At 73.7% G+C, this 16,158-nt stretch carries 13 protein-coding genes; 12 read left to right on the forward strand and 1 reads right to left on the reverse strand.

Annotated elements, in window-relative coordinates:
* Nucleotides 1-126: 126 nt before the first annotated feature.
* The 8 genes from ACIHEI_RS20410 (at nt 127) to ACIHEI_RS20445 (ending at nt 8,949) form a co-directional block, all read left to right on the forward strand.
* Entirely contained in the window at nt 127-1,317 is a 1,191-nt protein-coding gene (locus tag ACIHEI_RS20410; RefSeq protein ID WP_396607590.1) for an ROK family transcriptional regulator, read from the forward strand.
* 140 nt (nt 1,318-1,457) lie between these two features.
* The gene (locus tag ACIHEI_RS20415) at nt 1,458-2,819 is read left to right on the forward strand and encodes an extracellular solute-binding protein (RefSeq protein WP_387646556.1); all 1,362 of its coding nucleotides are present in this window, start codon (nt 1,458-1,460) and stop codon (nt 2,817-2,819) included.
* A 5-nt stretch (nt 2,820-2,824) separates the two neighbouring features.
* Nucleotides 2,825-3,772 carry a carbohydrate ABC transporter permease gene (locus ACIHEI_RS20420; protein ID WP_387646558.1) on the forward strand — a complete coding sequence of 316 codons (948 nt, stop codon included), beginning with the start codon at nt 2,825-2,827 and terminating at the stop codon, nt 3,770-3,772.
* A gap of 6 nt (nt 3,773-3,778) precedes the next feature.
* Nucleotides 3,779-4,672, forward strand: a complete 894-nt coding sequence (locus tag ACIHEI_RS20425) for a carbohydrate ABC transporter permease (RefSeq protein WP_396607591.1) — start codon at nt 3,779-3,781, stop codon at nt 4,670-4,672.
* A gap of 8 nt (nt 4,673-4,680) precedes the next feature.
* The gene (locus ACIHEI_RS20430) at nt 4,681-5,961 is read left to right on the forward strand and encodes a 6-phospho-beta-glucosidase (protein WP_387646681.1); all 1,281 of its coding nucleotides are present in this window, start codon (nt 4,681-4,683) and stop codon (nt 5,959-5,961) included.
* A 46-nt stretch (nt 5,962-6,007) separates the two neighbouring features.
* Nucleotides 6,008-7,027, forward strand: a complete 1,020-nt coding sequence (locus ACIHEI_RS20435; protein ID WP_392951627.1) for an N-acetylglucosamine kinase — start codon at nt 6,008-6,010, stop codon at nt 7,025-7,027.
* A 136-nt stretch (nt 7,028-7,163) separates the two neighbouring features.
* Nucleotides 7,164-8,246 carry a MerR family transcriptional regulator gene (locus ACIHEI_RS20440; RefSeq protein WP_387862671.1) on the forward strand — a complete coding sequence of 361 codons (1,083 nt, stop codon included), beginning with the start codon at nt 7,164-7,166 and terminating at the stop codon, nt 8,244-8,246.
* Between the two features lie 175 nt (nt 8,247-8,421).
* Nucleotides 8,422-8,949 (forward strand): hypothetical protein, encoded by a 528-nt coding sequence (locus ACIHEI_RS20445; protein WP_396607592.1) that lies wholly within the window; start codon nt 8,422-8,424, stop codon nt 8,947-8,949.
* Between the two features lie 69 nt (nt 8,950-9,018).
* On the opposite strand, the gene ACIHEI_RS20450 is transcribed toward ACIHEI_RS20445, so the two are convergent.
* A complete protein-coding gene (locus ACIHEI_RS20450; RefSeq protein WP_396607593.1) occupies nt 9,019-9,591 on the reverse strand; it encodes a nucleosidase in 573 nt (190 codons plus the stop codon).
* A 180-nt stretch (nt 9,592-9,771) separates the two neighbouring features.
* Here ACIHEI_RS20450 and ACIHEI_RS20455 point away from each other — a divergent pair, with 180 nt between their 5' ends.
* The 4 genes from ACIHEI_RS20455 (at nt 9,772) to ACIHEI_RS20470 (ending at nt 16,157) form a co-directional block, all read left to right on the forward strand.
* Nucleotides 9,772-11,124, forward strand: coding sequence for a hypothetical protein (locus ACIHEI_RS20455; protein ID WP_396607594.1), 1,353 nt, complete (start codon nt 9,772-9,774; stop codon nt 11,122-11,124).
* Nucleotides 11,125-11,138: 14 nt separating this feature from the next.
* Nucleotides 11,139-12,053, forward strand: coding sequence for a glutamate ABC transporter substrate-binding protein (locus ACIHEI_RS20460; RefSeq protein ID WP_396607595.1), 915 nt, complete (start codon nt 11,139-11,141; stop codon nt 12,051-12,053).
* 107 nt (nt 12,054-12,160) lie between these two features.
* Complete coding sequence (locus tag ACIHEI_RS20465; protein WP_396607596.1) at nt 12,161-13,582, forward strand: hypothetical protein; 1,422 nt, start codon at nt 12,161-12,163, stop codon at nt 13,580-13,582.
* The gene (locus ACIHEI_RS20470; RefSeq protein WP_396607597.1) at nt 13,575-16,157 is read left to right on the forward strand and encodes a tetratricopeptide repeat protein; all 2,583 of its coding nucleotides are present in this window, start codon (nt 13,575-13,577) and stop codon (nt 16,155-16,157) included. Before ACIHEI_RS20465 ends, ACIHEI_RS20470 begins: the two co-directional genes overlap by 8 nt.
* Nucleotide 16,158 lies beyond the last annotated feature (1 nt).

The following is a 16,158-nucleotide window of genomic DNA, read 5'->3' on the forward strand; positions in this document are numbered from 1 at the left end:
CACCCACCCCTGCCGACACTCCGGTAACGAACGCGCATCCGACCGTTGACAACCGCGCCCCGGCGATTGGAAACTTTCCTAACAGTTGGCCGTGTCGGCGTCACCGGATGGAGGATGATCGGGCCCGTGACCACCCAGAAGAGTTCCCGTTCCCCGCTGGCCGGCACGCCCAGCCTGCTCCGGGCCATAAACGACCGCGCCGCGCTGGAACTGCTGCTCGCCAACGGCCCATTGTCCCGCACCCAGATCGGCAGCCTGACCGGCCTGTCGAAGCCGACCGCGTCCCAGCTGCTGGCCCGGCTGGAGGCCGCCGGCCTGGTGGTGCCGGTGGGGACGACCGCGGGCGGGCCGGGGCCCAACGCCCAGCTGTACCAGGTGAATCCGGCGGCGGGGTACGTCGCGGGGCTGGACGTGACCAGCACGACGGTGCGGGTCGCGGTGGCCGACATCACCGGGGTGACGCTGGCGGAGCATCAGGTGCCGTGCAAGGGCTGGCCGGCGGCGAAGACGGTGGAGCGGGTCGCGGAGGCGGTCGCCGAGACGGTGCGCCGCGCGCAGCTCCCGCCGGGTTCGCTGCGCGAGATGGTGATAGGGATCGGCGGCGCGCCGGACCCGGTGACCGGCAAGCTGCGGTACGCCTCGCACCTGCCGGGCTGGCACTCTCCGCGCCTGCTGGAGGAGTTGGCGACGGCGATCGGCGCGCCGGTGTCGATCGAGAACGACGTGAACCTGGCCGCGGTGGCCGAGCAGTCCGTGGGCGCGGCGGCCGGGTGCGAGGACTTCGTGCTGCTGTGGGCCGAGGAAGGCATCGGCGCGGCGATCGTGCTGGCGGGCCGGCTGCACCGCGGGTTCACCGGCGGCGCGGGCGAGGTCGGCTACATGCCGGTGCCCGGCGCGCCGGTGTCGTTGAACGCCCGCCGGAAGCACTCCGGCGGGTTCCAGGACCTGGCCGGCGAGCCCGCGGTGCTGGCGCTGGCCCGGGCCCACGGGCTGCGCGGCGCCGACGCGGCGCAGGCGGTGGCCGCGGCCCTGGACGCCCCGGAGGGCGAGGCGTTCCTGGCGGAGCTGGCCGAGCGGTTGGCGGTCGGGCTGGCGGTGATCGCCTCGGTGGTCGATCCGGAGCTGGTGGTGCTCTCCGGGGGGACGCCGACCGCCGGCGGTGAGCGCCTGCGCGAGCTGGTCCAGCAGGCGCTGGGCCGGATGTCGATCCCCCGGCCGGAGGTCCGGCTGTCCGCCCTCCCCGGGTCGCCCGTCCTGGCCGGTGCGCTGCAGCGCGCGCTGGCGACCACCCGGGACGCCCTGTTCAGCACCCGCTGAGACCACCGATCCGAGCAGCACGAACGTCCGCCCCGCACGTCCGCCCCGCACGTCCGATCCGCACGTTCCGCTCCCCTTCCCCCGCACGGGTGCCGGCCGCCCGGTCCGCCGCCCGTACCCCTCGTCAGGAGTGCAATCCCGTGGACACCACCCGCAGCTCCCCACGCGCCCGCCGCCCGCTGGCCGCGCTCGCCGCCGCGCTCTGCACGGCCGTTCTGGCCTCCGCCTGCACCGGCACCGACTCCGGTGGCGCGGAGGACGGTTCGGCGTCCGGGCAGGACGTGACGATCACCTTCTGGCACGGCTGGAACCAGGACAACGAGGTGAAGGCGATCAACGACAACGTCGCCGCCTTCGAGAAGCTGCACCCGAACATCCACGTCAAGGTGCGGGGTGACATCGCCGACGAGAAGAGCGAGCAGGCGCTGCGGGCCGGCGGCCCGGACGCGCCGGACGTGGTGTCCTCGTTCAGCACCGACAACGTCGGCAAGTTCTGTTCCTCGCACGTGTTCGCGGACCTCGGGCCGATGCTGGCGAAGGACGGCATCGACCCGGCGAAGACCTTCCCGTCGGCGATGCTCAAGTACAGCCAGTACCAGGGCAATCAGTGCACCCTGCCGCTGCTCGGCGACGCCTACGGCCTGTACTGGAACAAGACCGCGTTCGCGAAGGCCGGGATCAGCGGCCCGCCGAAGACGTTCAGCGAATTCGCCGAGGACGCCGCGAAGTTGACGATCCCCGGCGGTGACTCGTTCCAGCAGCTCGGCTTCATGCCGAACTACCACGGCTACGAGACGCCGATCGCGCACTACCTCGGCCAGTTCGGCTCCAGCTACTTCGGCCCGGACGGCAAGTCCAACGTCGCGACCGACCCGACGGTGGCGGCCGAGCTGACCTGGCAGAAGCAACTCGTCGACCGGCTCGGCGGGTTCGAGAAGCTGGAGAAGTACCGGACGAGCTTCGGCGACGAGTACAGCGCGAAGAATCCGTTCAGCACCGGGCAGGTCGCGATGAGCCTGGACGGCGAGTGGCGGGCCGCCGCGCTGGCCGACGACAAGCCGTCCTTCGAGTGGGCGACCGCGCCGTTCCCGGTGCCGGACGAGCTGGCCTCCACCTACGGGCGCGGCTACCAGACCGGCACCATCATCGGTGTCGCCAACGGTTCGAAGAAGCGCACCGCGGCCTGGGAGTTCGTCAAGTACCTGACCACCGACACCGACGCGGTGGTGTCCTTCGCCAACGCGATCCACAACGTGCCGAGCACCCTGGCCGCGCTGGACTCGCCGAAGCTGGAGGCCGACGCGAACGTCAGGACCTTCCTGGACATCGCGCGCAACCCGAACTCCTCGACCACCCCCGCCAGCGTCAACGGCGGCGCCTACCAGATCTCGCTGCAGAACCTCAGCTACGAGGTCGAGTCCGGCAAGATCACCGACCTGAGGGCCGGGCTCACGGCCACCGCCAAGGAGATCGACGACGCCGTCGACCAGGCGAAGAGGTGACGGTCGTGAGTACCCCCGTCCCGCCGGCGCTGCGGGCCAAGCGCCGGCGGGAGCGGGCCAGGACGCTGGCGTTCCTGTCCCCGTGGCTGATCGGGTTCGGCGTCTTCTTCCTGTACCCGCTGGTCTCGACGGTCTACTTCTCGTTCACGCACTACGACGGGTTCCTCGCGCCGACCTTCTCCGGCCTGCGGAACTGGGAGTACGTGTTCACCAAGTACCCGTCGTTCTGGAAGGGCCTGGGCAACACCCTGTGGCTGGTCACCGTGATGGTGAGCCTGCGGGTGGTGTTCGGCCTCGGCATCGGGATGCTGATCACCAAGGTGAAGTCCGGCGCCGGGTTCTTCCGCACCGCCTTCTACCTGCCCTACCTGGCGCCGCCGGTGGCCGCCACCATGGCGTTCGCGTTCCTGCTGAACCCGGGCACCGGCCCGGTCAACCACCTGCTGGGCGAGCTGGGCCTGCCGCAGCCGGGCTGGTTCAACGACCCGGCCTGGTCGAAGCCGGCGCTGACCCTGCTGGCCATGTGGGGCATCGGCGACCTGATGGTGATCTTCATGGCGGCGCTGCTGGACGTCCCCAGGGAGCAGTACGAGGCGGCCGAACTCGACGGCGCGAGCGCCTTCCAGCGGTTCCGGTACGTCACGCTGCCGAACATCTCGCCGATCGTGATGTTCGCGGTGGTCACCGGGGTGATCCAGACCATGCAGTACTACACGCAGGCGATCGTCGCGGGAAAGGTCGCCTCCGGTGTGATCGGCGGCTCCGGGCAGCAGTTCGAGCCCGGGTACCCGTCCGGTTCGACCTGGACGCTGCCGCAGATGGTCTACAACCTCGCCTTCCAGCGCTCCGACTACGGCTCGGCCTGCGTGGTCGCGGTGATCCTGTTCGCCCTGTCGATGGCGTTCACCTCGCTCCTGCTGCGCCGCAGGTCCGGATTCCTGGCGGAGGACTGATCCCCGATGACACTCGCCCCCGCCCTGCCGCGCGAGGCCGCCGCCCCGGTCTCCACCGCCGCCCGCACCGCCCGCCGCCGGGCCGCCCTCCACTGGGTGGCCGTGCACGCGCTGGCGATCGCCGCCGCGCTGTTCTTCCTGCTGCCGTTCGTGTTCGTCTTCCTCACCTCGGTGATGACGGACCACCAGGCGCTCACCTCCGACCTGTGGCCCACCCGCTGGCAGTGGTCGAACTTCGAGAAGGTCTGGAACACCCCCGGCTTCCTCACCTGGTGGCGCAACACCCTGCTGTACGCGGCGGCCGGCACCGCGCTGACCGTCGCCTCCAGCCTGCCGGTGGCGTACGCGCTCGCCAAGTTCCGCTTCCGGGGCCGCAATCTGGCGCTGATGGCGGTGGTGTCGATGATGATGCTGCCGCCGCAGGTCACGATCATCCCGATGTACCTGTTCTGGGCGAAGCAGCTGCACCTGACCGGCTCGCTGTGGCCGCTGATCGTCCCGATGGCGTTCGGTGACGCGTTCTCCATCTTCCTGCTGCGCCAGTTCCTGCTGACGATTCCCCGGGAGTACCTGGAGGCCGCCCGGATCGACGGCTGCGGCGAACTGCGCACCCTGCTGCGGGTGGTGCTGCCGATGGCGAAGCCCGCCGTCGCCGCCGTCGCGCTGTTCCAGTTCTTCTACTGCTGGAACGACTACTTCGGCCCGCAGATCTACGCCAGCGACAACCCCGGCGCCTGGACGCTGAGTTACGGCCTGGAGTCCTTCAAGGGCGCCCACCACACCAACTGGAACCTCACCATGGCGGCCACGCTGCTGGTGCTGGCGCCGGTGATCGTTCTGTTCTTCTTCGCGCAACGCGCCTTCATCGAAGGCGTCACACTGACAGGGGTCAAGGGCTGATGTCCGCACTGAAGTTGGCAATCGTCGGCGGCGGTTCCACCTACACGCCGGAGCTGATCGACGGGTTCGCGCGGCTGCGCGACACCCTGCCGATCGGCGAACTCGTGCTGATCGACCCGGCCGTGGACCGCCTGGAGCTGATCGCCGGGCTCGCCCGCCGGATATTCGCCAAGCAGGGCCACGACGCCGTCGTCACCACCGCCACCGACATCACCGCCGGCGTGCAGGGCGCCGACGCGGTGCTGCTCCAGCTGCGGGTCGGCGGGCAGGCGGCACGCAACCAGGACGAGACCTGGCCGCTGGAGTGCGGTTGCGTCGGCCAGGAAACCACCGGCGCGGGCGGCCTCGCCAAGGCGCTGCGCACCGTCCCCGTGGTGCTGGACATCGCCGAGCAGGTCCGCCGCACCAACCCGGACGCCTGGATCGTCGACTTCACCAACCCGGTCGGCATCGTCACCCGCGCCCTGCAGACCGCCGGGCACAAGGCCGTCGGCCTGTGCAACGTCGCGATCGGCTTCCAGCGCAAGTTCGCCGCCCACCTCGGCGTCGACCCGGAGCTGATCCGCCTCGACCACGTCGGCCTCAACCACCTCACCTGGGAGCGCGGCGTCACCCTGCTCGACGCCCCGAACGCCGCCGGCGGCCGCGAGGTGCTGCCGCAGCTGCTCGCCGAGCACGGCGCGGCCATCGCCGCCGACCTGCACCTGCCGCAGCCGGTGATCGAACGGCTCGGCGTCGTCCCCTCCTACTACCTGCGGTACTTCTACCAGCACGACCAGGTGGTGGAGGAACTCAAGGTCAAGGGCTCGCGGGCCGCCGAGGTCGCCGCCATCGAGCGGCAGCTGCTGGAGATGTACGCCGACCCGACCCTCGACACCAAGCCCGAACTGCTCGGCAAGCGCGGCGGCGCGTTCTACTCGGAGGCCGCCGTCCAGCTGATCGCCTCGCTGCTCGGCACCGACGGCCGCACCACCGTGCAGGTGGTCAACACCCGCAACGACGGCGTGCTGCCGTTCCTGCCCGACGACGCGGTGATCGAGGTCCCCGCCGAGGTCGACGCCACCGGCGTCCGCCCGCTGCCGCAGCGCCCCGTCGAGCCGCTGTACGCCGGCCTGATCGCCAACGTCACCGCGTACGAGCACCTGGCGCTGGACGCCGCCCTGCACGGCGGCCGCGACCGGGTCTTCGACGCGCTGCTCGCCCACCCGCTGATCGGCCAGCTCGAACTCGCCGACCAGCTCACCGACCGGCTGCTCGCGCACAACCGCGACCACCTGAGCTGGGCGTGACCGGCGGCATGAGAACGATCAGGCACCACCACGAAGAGAGCGGCCGATGAGCCCCGTCGCACACCTGCCCGGCGTCCTCGCGATAGACGCCGGCAACAGCAAGACCGACCTCGCCCTGGTCGGCGCCGACGGACGGGTCCTCGGCACCGCCCGCGGCGGCGGCTTCCAGCCGCAGAACACCGGGTTCGAGGCCGCGGTCGCCGCCCTCGCCCCGCTGGTCGACGACGTCGCCCGGCAGGCCGGCATCCCGCTGCGGCCCGGCGGGCAGCCGCTGACCAGCCACGTCAGCGCCTGCCTGGCCAACGCCGACCTGCCGGTCGAGGAGCAGCGGCTGCACGAGGCGATCACCGCGCACGGCTGGGCGCCGTCCGTGCACGTCGCCAACGACACCTTCGGCCTGCTGCGGGCCGGCACCGACGGGCCGCTCGGGGTGGCCGTGGTGTGCGGCGCCGGCATCAACTGCGTCGGCCTGCGGCCGGACGGGCGCACCGCCCGCTGGCCCGCGCTCGGCAAGCTCACCGGCGACTGGGGCGGCGGCGGCGGACTCGCCGACGCCGCGATGTGGCACGCCGCCCGCGCCGAGGACGGCCGGGGCGGGCCCACCCTGCTCTCCCCCATGATCGGCGCGCATTTCGGCCTGGCCGGGGCCAACGCGGTCGCCGAGGCCATCCACCTCGGGCAGCTCGCGCTGCCCCGGCTGCACGAGGTCTCCCAGGTGCTGTTCGCGGCCGCCGAGGCCGGCGACGCGATCGCACTGTCGCTGGTCGACCGGCAGGCCGACGAGATCGTCCGGTTCGCGACCATCGCGCTCACCCGCCTCGACCTGCTCGACCGGCCGGTCCCGGTGGTCCTCGGCGGCGGCGTGCTCGCCTCCCGGCACCCGCTGCTGATCGACAACCTGACGGCCCGCCTGGCCGCCGCCGCCCCGCTCGCCGAACCGCGCATCGTGGTCGCCCCGCCGGTCCTCGGCGCCGCCCTGCTCGGCCTCGACCACCTCGACGCCGACCCCGCCGCCCACCGCCGCCTGCGCGACGCTTACCCCACCACCCACCCGGTCGCGGCCTGACGGCCCGCCACCGCACGGACGCCGCCGCCGGGAGCAGGTCGCCCGGCGGCGGCGTGCGTTCGGGCCTTGACCTTCACCTTCGGGGAAGGTCCAGCATCGGTGGAGCCGGACACCGGTCCGGTACGAGGAGGCGGGGATGGAGCTGCTGACCATCGGGGCGTTCGCCCGGGCGGCCCGGCTGTCGCCGAAGGCGCTGCGCCTGTACGACGAACTGGGTCTGCTGCGGCCCGCCGAGGTGGACCCGTTCACGGGCTACCGGCGGTACGCGCCGGGCCAGTTGGAGCAGGCCAGGCTGGTGCTGTGGCTGCGCAGGCTCGGCATGCCGCTGGCCCGGATCCGGCTGGTGCTGGCACTGGAGCCCGCCCGGGCGGCCGAGGAGGTCGCCCGGTACTGGGAGTCGGTGCGGGCCGAGACCGAGGCCCGCCGGGAGCTCGCCGCCCTCCTCGTCGACCACCTCTCGGGGAAGGCCACCACGATGGACACGACGACGAGTACCCTCCGGATCCGCTACGCCGCTCGGACGGACGCGGGCCTGGTGCGCGAACGCAACGACGACGCCGCGTACGCCGGCGCCGGACTGATCGCCGTCGCCGACGGCATGGGACCGCAGGGCGGCGGCGGGTCGGCCAGCGCCGCCGCGATCGAGGCGCTGAAGGAACTGGAGCTCCCCGCCGGGGAGTTGCTGAACGTCCTGGAGGACGCCGTCGCCCGGATCGACGGCCGGGTCGGGGCGGCGTCCGAACTCCCGGACACCGGAACCACCCTGACGGCGATGCTGTGGTCGGAGCCGCAGCTCGCCCTGGTGCACATCGGCGACTCCCGCGCCTACCTGCTGCGCGGCGGCGAGCTGTTCCAGATCACCCACGACCACACCCTGGTGCAGTCGATGGTCGACGACGGCCGCCTCACCCTGGCGGAGGCCGCCTCGCACCCCCAACGCACCCTGCTGGTACGGGCGTTGACCGGTTCGGGCGACAACCGCCCGGACGTGTCGCTGCACACCGCCCGCGCGGGCGACCGCTACCTGCTGTGCTCGGACGGACTGTCCAGCTGGGTCTCCGACGACGCCCTGCACACCGTGCTGAGCACCGTCGCGGTGCCCGAGCAGGTGGTGCAGCAGCTGGTCGCGCTGGCCAACCGGGCGGGCGGGCCGGACAACATCGCCTGCGCGGTCGCGGACGTCGTGGCCGACCCCGAGGAGGGAGCTCCGCGCAGGTGACGGTACGTCACCGGGGTGACAGGTTCCGCTACCGCATCTCGATTGGGGAAAATCTCGGCGAACTGCGTGGGATGCCCGGTTCTGTCCGTTGAACGGCACCTCGCGGGGCGGCTAGCGTCGCGCACTCACAGCGTGTCCGACGGGGGTGCGCGCGGAGACCGGGAGCCGATGCCAGATGGCGATCCGTAAGTCCACCATGCAGGAGCAGGTCGCCGCGGCGATCGCCGCGATCGAGCCGAACGACCGTCCGGTGGTGACTTTCCACACCATTTCGGGCCCGAGCCCGTGGCTGATGAGCCAGCTCGGCCTGATCGGCCAGCTGTTCATCAAGTACTACTTCGTGACCCTGACCCACCGGGTCGTCACGGTGCACCGCGCCTCCCGGATGAGCAACCGCCCGCAGGAGCTGGTGCACGTCATCCCGATCGACCAGGCCCGCGCGTCGATCAGCGACGTCAACCGCGCCACCCTGTGGAGCTCGCTGAAGTTCCAGTTCCCGGGCGAGCCGAAGGTGACCCGCCTGAACATCGGCCGCTACTGGCGCAACGAGCTGGACACCTTCGTCAACGCCCTGTTCAGCGGCGGCCCGGCCGTCCCGCCGCAGGGCCAGCCGTACCCCCCGCAGCAGGCCCAGCCGTACCCGCCGCAGGCCCCGGCCTACCCGCAGCCGGGCCAGCCGGGCGCCAACCCGTACCAGTCCTGACGAACCGTCGAGGCGCCCGTCCGAACCCGGACGGGCGCCTCGGCGTACATCAGTCGCGCATCAGGGGCCTCAGCGCAGGTGCGCGGCGGCCCAGTCGGCGAGCAGCCGGGCGCAGCCGTCCACGGACGCCTGCCAGCTGATCTCGGCGCCGTCGCCGGCCTCGTCGCTGACGTGCTTGACCAGGCGGACGGGCAGCCCGGCGCGGCTGGCGACGGTGGCGATCGCGTAGCCCTCCATGTCCACCAGGTCGGCGGCGCGGGCGAGTTCGTCGCGCTCGGTGTCGGAGGAGACGAACCGGTCGCCGGTGGCGAGCACCGGCCCGGCGGGGCCGAGATCGATCGGGCCGTCCATCGGGCGGCCGGTGAGCTGCTCCAGCAGCGGGGTGTCCAGGTCGTGCTGGAGCACCCGGCCGATCTCGTGGGTGCCGGCCAGGCCGGGCCGCAGCGCCCCGGCGGTGCCGAGATTGACCACGGCGGACGGCTTCGGGCCGCCCGCCAGCACGGTGGCCAGCGCGGCCGCCGCGTTGACCTTCCCCATGCCGGTCAGCAGCACCGGCAGCGCGGCGTCCAGGTACGCGGCCTCCTCGGGCAGCGCGAGGACGAGCAACGGGCGGTCGGGGGTGACGGTTCCGATCAGGCGCATGACCGAAAGCTTACGAGGACCCGGAACCGTCCGCCGTCGGCCACGCGTCGCAGCGGGCGCGGACCGCACCGCGGCCGAACGGGAACAAAGAGATCAACTCCCGCTCAAGTCAGGTGTGGTGGACGGCGCGGCCCGCCATACTGCGGGGTGACGGGGGACGTCGGACGGGGAGGTCGGACGGTGGCAGCACCGGCAGTGACGAAGCAGGCGGGCGCACCCGCGCCCGCGGCGGCCCGCGAACCGGGGCCGGTGGCCAGGCTGCGCAGCGCGGCGGCCACCCCGCCGGGGCGGCTGCGCGCCGCGGGCGCGGTGCTGGCCGCGCTGATACTGCTGTTCGGCACGGTGGCGGTGTGGCAGTCCGCGCACCGGTCCCGGGCGGCCGGGCAGGTGGTGTCGGCCAGCGGCCCGCTCAGCCAGGACGCCGCCGAGATCCACCGCCGGCTGGCGGACGCCGACGCGACCGCCGCCGCCGGGTTCCTGCTGGCCGGCAACGAGCCCGCCGAGGTCCGCGCCCGCTACCAGGACGACCTGGCGACCGCCGCCCGGCTGCTCGCCGAGGCCGCGGGCCGCAGCGGCGGCTCGGCCGAGTCGCAGCGCGCGCTGGCCGAACTCAACCAGCAACTGCCGCGCTACGCGGGCCTGGTGGAGACCGCCCGGGCCGTCGACCGGCAGGGCCTGCCGCTCGGCGGGGCCTACCTGCGGTACGCCTCCGACCTGATGCAGGGCACCGTGCTGCCGCAGGCCCAGCGCCTCGCCGACGCCGAATCGGCCCGCCTGGACACCGACTACCGCGAGGCCGGCGCCTTCCCGTGGACGGCGCTGGCGCTCGGTGTGCTGGCGCTGGCCGCGCTGGTCCGCTACCAGGTGCTGCTGTTCCGGCGCACCAACCGGGTGTTCAACCTCGGGCTGCTCGGCGGCTCGCTGGCGGTGCTGGCCGCGCTGGGGTGGCTGATGGCGGGCACCGCGACCGCGTCCGGCGACCTGTTCGACGGCCGCGTCCACGGCACCCAGCCGCTGCGCCGCCTGGACGGGGTGCGGATCGAGGCGCTCCAGGCGCACACCGCGGAGAACCTGGACCTGGTGGCGCGCGGCGCGACCGACAAGTACACCAAGCAGTGGGACGCCCTGGCCGCGAAGCTGAACGGTCCGGCCCGGGCGGACGGTTCGCTCGGCGAGCTGCCGATCGACGCCCCGGCCGCGGCGGCCGGCCCGCTGAACGACGCGAAGCAGCAGTACCAGCAGTGGCAGGACCGGCACAAGGACGCCGCCGCGAAGAACTCGGCCGGCGACTACGAGGCCGCGCTGCAACGGACGTTGACGGCGGGCGGCACCGACACCGCCGACGCCGCGTTCCGGGCCGCCGACCAGCAGTGGGCAGCCGCCGCGAAGGCCGAGCAGGACATTTTCGCCCGGGCCACGGGCGGCGTGGACGGCGTGCTGGCCGGCCAGGCGGTGGCCGCCGGCGTGCTGACCGTGCTGGGCGCGGCCGCCGCGCTGCGCGGCATCGGCCGCCGACTGGCCGAGTACCGGTAGAGGGGGGACGAGGGATGCGTACGGCAAGGTCACGTTTCGTGGTGGCGGCGGTGGTGCTCGCGGCCGGGGTGCTCGCCACCGGCAGCGCCGACGGCGCGGGCGGGCCCGCCCCGCAGACCGCGCCCCAGGCACCGGCAGCGGCCACCGACAGCTGCGATCCGACGGATTCGCTGCCGCCCCGTCAGGCGGCCGGCGCGAAGATCGCCAAGATCCGCGAGCGCGGCACCCTGGTGGTCGGCGTCGACCAGAACAGCTACCACTGGGGCTTCCGCAACCCGCAGACCGGCCGGATCGAGGGCTTCGACCTCGACCTGGCGCACGCCATCGCCAAGTCGCTGCTCGGCGACCCGGACAAGGTCACCCTGAAGACCGTGCCCACCGCCCGCCGGGTCGAGGCGGTGAAGAACGGCGAGGTCGACCTGATCACCCGCACCATGACCATCACCTGCGAGCGCAAGAAGGACATCGCCTTCTCCGCGCCGTACTTCCGGGTCGCCCAGCGGGTGGTGGTGCCGAAGTCCGCGCACGCCAAGTCGCTGGCCGAGGCGCTGAAGGGCAAGCGGGCGTGCGTCGCGCAGACCTCCTCCTCGGAGGCCGAGCTGAAGCGCGACCCGCACGGCACCGTCTCGGTGCTCGCCCTGGAGAGCCAGCTGGACTGCCTGGTGCGGATGCAACTCGGCGAGGTGGACGCCACCTTGACGGACAGCGAGCTGGCCGCCGCGCAGGTCGCCCAGGACCCGCTGGTGGAGATGGTCGGCGAGCCGATCCTGCCCGCCTGGATGGGCGTGGCGATGAACCAGAACGACACCGATCTGATCGCGTGGGTCAACCAGGTGCTGGTCGACCGGCGAGCCGACGGCAGCTGGCAGGCGTCCTACGACCACTGGCTGCGCGACACCATGGGGGCCCCGGACCCGTACCTGCCGTGACCGTCCGGCGGGGGACCGGCGTCCGCCCCGGGGCGGACGTCGGGGAGACTTGCCGCCGACGGAGCGACGCCCCGTCACCACGAGCGTGCCCGAGAGGAGGAACCGCGATGGCCGGAGGGAACCGCCCGGTGATGAACCGTGAGCAGGTGGACCGCGCGCTGGCCCGGCTGGGCGCCGAACGCGACGCGGTCGAGGCGGCGCTGCTGGCGCTCCAGGACCACCCCGGGCTGCGGCTGCTGACCGGCGCCGAACTGTCCGGGCGCACCCAGGAGCGCTGGGCGGTCGCCGAGGGCGGCATGGCGCTGCTGTGGGCGCTGTTCGACCGGTACGCGGAGGCGCTGGCCTCGGCCCGCGCCGTGCGCTCGCGCCGCACCCGGCCCACCGCCGCCGAACTCGCCGAGCTCGGCGAACTGCTCTCCGGCCGCGCCGTCACCGTCTCCGGCGGCCGCCTCCCCGAGGCGGCCGGTCAACTCGGCGCGCCCGCCCGGCTGGTGGAGCGGGTCACGCTCGCCGAGCTGCTGGAGCGGATGAACGCCTGGTACGCCGTGGTGGTCGAGGTGGTCAGCGCCGTCGACGCGGTGTGGTCGGCGCTGCCCGCCCGGATCGACCTGCTGCTCGCCGAACTCGGCCGGGTGCAGATGCTCGCGCTCTCCGTCGGAGTCCGCCCCGGCGGGCACCCGCTGGCCGACGACCTCGCGCAGCTGGCCGGGCAGTTGACGGCGCTGCGGGCCGAGGTGGTGGCCGACCCGCTGGCCCTGTGGCGGCCGTCCCGGGTGCCCGCGCAGCGCGGTCGCGCCGCCGAGGACGCCACCTGGGCCTCCCCCACCGGCGCCGTCGACACCTCCGGCTTCGACCGGATGGGCCGCGCCCTGGACGACGTCCGGGTCGAACTGGAGGCGCTGCTGCGGCTGCGCGACGAGTCCCACGAACGCCTCCAGCAGGTCGCCGACCTGCTCCAGCGCGCCGACCTGACGCTCGCCGAGGCGAGACGGGCCCGCGGCGAGGTGCTGGCGAAGATCGCCGCCACCGAGGTACCCGCCGTACCCGGCCCGGCGTCCGCGCTGCGCGAGGCGATCACCCAGGCCGTCGGCTACCAGCAGACCGGCCAGTGGCACCGGCTCGGCCCGCTGCTGGACGCCCTGGAGGACGCCGCCGACAAGGAACTCGGCCGGGCCCGGCAGGCCCTCACCGAGGTCGCCCAGCCGCTCGCCGTCCGGGCCGAACTGCGCGGCCGGCTGGAGGCGTACAAGGCGATGGCCGCCCGGCTCGGCCTGGCCGAGGACCCCGAAGTGGTCGAACGTTTCGAGAAGGCCCGCTGGCTGCTCTGGAGCGCCCCGTGCGACCTGCGGGCCGGCGCCGAGGCCGTCGCCCGCTTCCAGCACGCGCTGCGCGCCCCGGAGCGCCGGCCCGCACCACAGCTGGAACCCGCACCGCAGGCCGAGCCCGCGCCGCCGAGCGAGCCCACACCGCAGGCCGAGCCCGCACCGCAGATCAAGGACAGTTCCGAGGGGGAGGAGACCGATGGCTGAGGCGTGTGCCCGTCCGGACTGCGACGGCGAGATCGACGGCGACGGCTACTGCACCGAGTGCGGTCTCGCCCCCGCCGCCGCCAACTCCGCGTCCCCGGACCGGCCCTGCGGCCGCCCCGACTGCGACGGCCGGATCGACGACGACGGCTACTGCACCGAGTGCGGCCTGGCACCCCCAACCGCCTCCGTCCCGGCCCCGCGCACGGCGTCCGGGCCCGTCTCCGCACCGGCCTCCGCCCCCGTCTCCGCGCAGGCCCCGCGCAAGGCCCCCGCCCCCGGCGAGCCGTGCGGACGCCCCGACTGCGCGGGCACCATCGACCCCGACGGCTACTGCGACGACTGCGGCCTGGCCGCCGAACCCGCCACCGGCACCACCGGCACTGGCACCGGCACCGGCACCGGCACCGGCCGCGTCACCACCGAGTCCGGCGCCTCCACCTCCGCGTGGTCCGGCCCGGCCCCGACCTCCTCGGGCCGCTCGCGCCGCTCCGCCCGCACCGCCTCCGGCCGCTCGGTCTCGGTGCGCAGCTCCCGGGGCAGCAGCGGCAGCGGTCGGCGCGGCAACCTCGGCGCGGGCCTGGTCGCGGTGCCGCCGGTGCCGACCGCCGACCCGTCGAAGGCGGTGCTGACGGACCCGCAGGTGCCGGAGAAGAAGCGGTTCTGCTCGCGCTGCGACCACCCGGTGGGCCGGGAGAAGAACGGTGTCCCGGGCCGCCCGGAGGGTTTCTGCACCAAGTGCGGCACCCCGTACTCGTTCACCCCGAAGCTGGTGCGCGGCGATCTGGTCGGCGGCCAGTACGAGGTGATGGGCTGTCTGGCGCACGGCGGCCTGGGCTGGATCTACCTGGCGGTGGACCGCCGGGTCAACGACCGCTGGGTGGTGCTCAAGGGCCTGCTGGACACCGGCGACGAGGACGCGCTGGCGGTGGCGATCGCCGAACGCCGCTTCCTGGCCGAGGTCGATCATCCGAACATCGTCCGGATCATCAACTTCGTCGAGCACCCGGACGCCCGCACCGCCGCCGCCGACGGCTACATCGTGATGGAGTACGTCGGCGGCAAGTCGCTGAAGGACATCGCCGGCGAGCGCCGCACCCCGGACGGCCACCGCGAGCCGATGCCGGTCGAGCAGGCCGTCGCGTACGCGCTGGAGGCGCTGCCCGCGCTCGGCTACCTGCACGCCCGCGGGCTGGTGTACTGCGACTTCAAGCTCGACAACGTGATCCAGTCGGACGACACCCTCAAGCTGATCGACCTGGGCGCGGTCCGCCGGCACGACGACGACGGGCCGATCTACGGCACCGTCGGCTACCAGGCCCCGGAGATCGCCACCGACGGCCCCTCCCCCGCCTCCGACCTGTACACGGTGGGCCGCACGCTGGCCGTGCTGACCTTCGACTTCCAGGGCTGGACCGGCCGCCGGCGGCACGAGCTGCCGGGCCCGGACGAGGTCGAGGTGTTCGCCCGCTACGAGTCCTTCCACCGCTTCCTGCTGCGCGCCACCGACCCGGACCCGGCCCGCCGGTTCGCCTCCGCCGAGGAGATGGCCGGGCAGCTCACCGGCGTGCTGCGCGAGGTGCTCAGCCTCCAGGACGGCCGGCCCCGGCCCGCCGTCTCCACCCTGTTCGGCCCGGAACTGCGCGTGGTGGACCCCGACTTCGGCGAGCAGCCGCCGGACCCCCGGGCCGCCGCGCTGGCGCTGCCCGCGCCGCTGGTCGACCCGGCCGACCCGAACGCCGGCTTCCTGTCCGCCCTGCCCGCCACCGACCCCGCCGAGGCCCTCACCGCCCTGCGCACGGCCGGCGCCGACTCCGCGGAGCTGCGCCTGCGGGTGGTGCGCGCCCACCTGGAACTCGCCGACGACGACACCGCGGGCCAGGCGCTGGCCGCCCTGGAGGACGAACACCCCGGCGACTGGCGGGTGGTGTGGTACCGCGGGCTGGCCGCGCTCGCCGCGGGCCGGGCCGAGACCGCCGCCGAGTCCTTCGACGCCGTGTACGACGCGTTCCCGGGCGAGGCCGCGCCCAAGCTGGCGCTCGCGGTCTGCGCCGAACTGCTCGACGACACCGAGGAGGCCGCCGCCCACTACGGGCTGGTCGGCGGCACCGACCGGTCGTTCGTCGGCGCCGCGTTCGGCCTGGCCCGGGTCCGGCTGCGGGCCGGAGACCGGCCCGGCGCGGTCGCCGCGCTGGAGTCGGTGCCGGAGAGCTCCACGCACCACACCGCGGCCCGGATCGGCGCCGTCCGGGCCCGGCTGCGCGGCCGCGCCGCCACCGAGCCGCTGGCCGCCGAGCTCGCCGACAGCTCCACCCAGCTGACGGCCCTCGCGCTGGACGCCCGGCGGCGCGCCGAACTCGCCGCCGAAGTACTGGAGACCGCCCTGGAGTGGGTACTGGCCGGAGCCGAAGGGAAGCCCGCCACGCTGACCGTGCTGGGACATCCCGCCGCGGAACGGGAACTGCGGCTCGCCCTGGAACACTCCTACCGGGTGTTGGCACGGTTGACCGACCGTGCCGAGAAAAGGATCGAGTGGGTGGAACGGGCCAACCGGGCCCGCCCCCGGACGTGGGTGTGAA

Origin of the sequence: Kitasatospora sp. NPDC051984 (assembly GCF_044593455.1) — a bacterium.
In the GTDB taxonomy this organism is placed as follows: Bacteria; Actinomycetota; Actinomycetes; order Streptomycetales; family Streptomycetaceae; genus Kitasatospora.

What these genes read in the sequence shown, in the direction of transcription:
- ACIHEI_RS20425 (WP_396607591.1), top strand. Translation starts at nt 3,779, where the DNA reads ATGACACTCGCCCCCGCCCTGCCGCGCGAGGCCGCCGCCCCGGTCTCC.
- ACIHEI_RS20435 (WP_392951627.1), top strand. Translation starts at nt 6,008, where the DNA reads ATGAGCCCCGTCGCACACCTGCCCGGCGTCCTCGCGATAGACGCCGGC.
- ACIHEI_RS20440 (WP_387862671.1), top strand. Translation starts at nt 7,164, where the DNA reads ATGGAGCTGCTGACCATCGGGGCGTTCGCCCGGGCGGCCCGGCTGTCG.
- ACIHEI_RS20445 (WP_396607592.1), top strand. Translation starts at nt 8,422, where the DNA reads ATGGCGATCCGTAAGTCCACCATGCAGGAGCAGGTCGCCGCGGCGATC.
- ACIHEI_RS20450 (WP_396607593.1), bottom strand. Translation starts at nt 9,591, where the DNA reads ATGCGCCTGATCGGAACCGTCACCCCCGACCGCCCGTTGCTCGTCCTC.
- ACIHEI_RS20460 (WP_396607595.1), top strand. Translation starts at nt 11,139, where the DNA reads ATGCGTACGGCAAGGTCACGTTTCGTGGTGGCGGCGGTGGTGCTCGCG.
- ACIHEI_RS20465 (WP_396607596.1), top strand. Translation starts at nt 12,161, where the DNA reads ATGGCCGGAGGGAACCGCCCGGTGATGAACCGTGAGCAGGTGGACCGC.
- ACIHEI_RS20470 (WP_396607597.1), top strand. Translation starts at nt 13,575, where the DNA reads ATGGCTGAGGCGTGTGCCCGTCCGGACTGCGACGGCGAGATCGACGGC.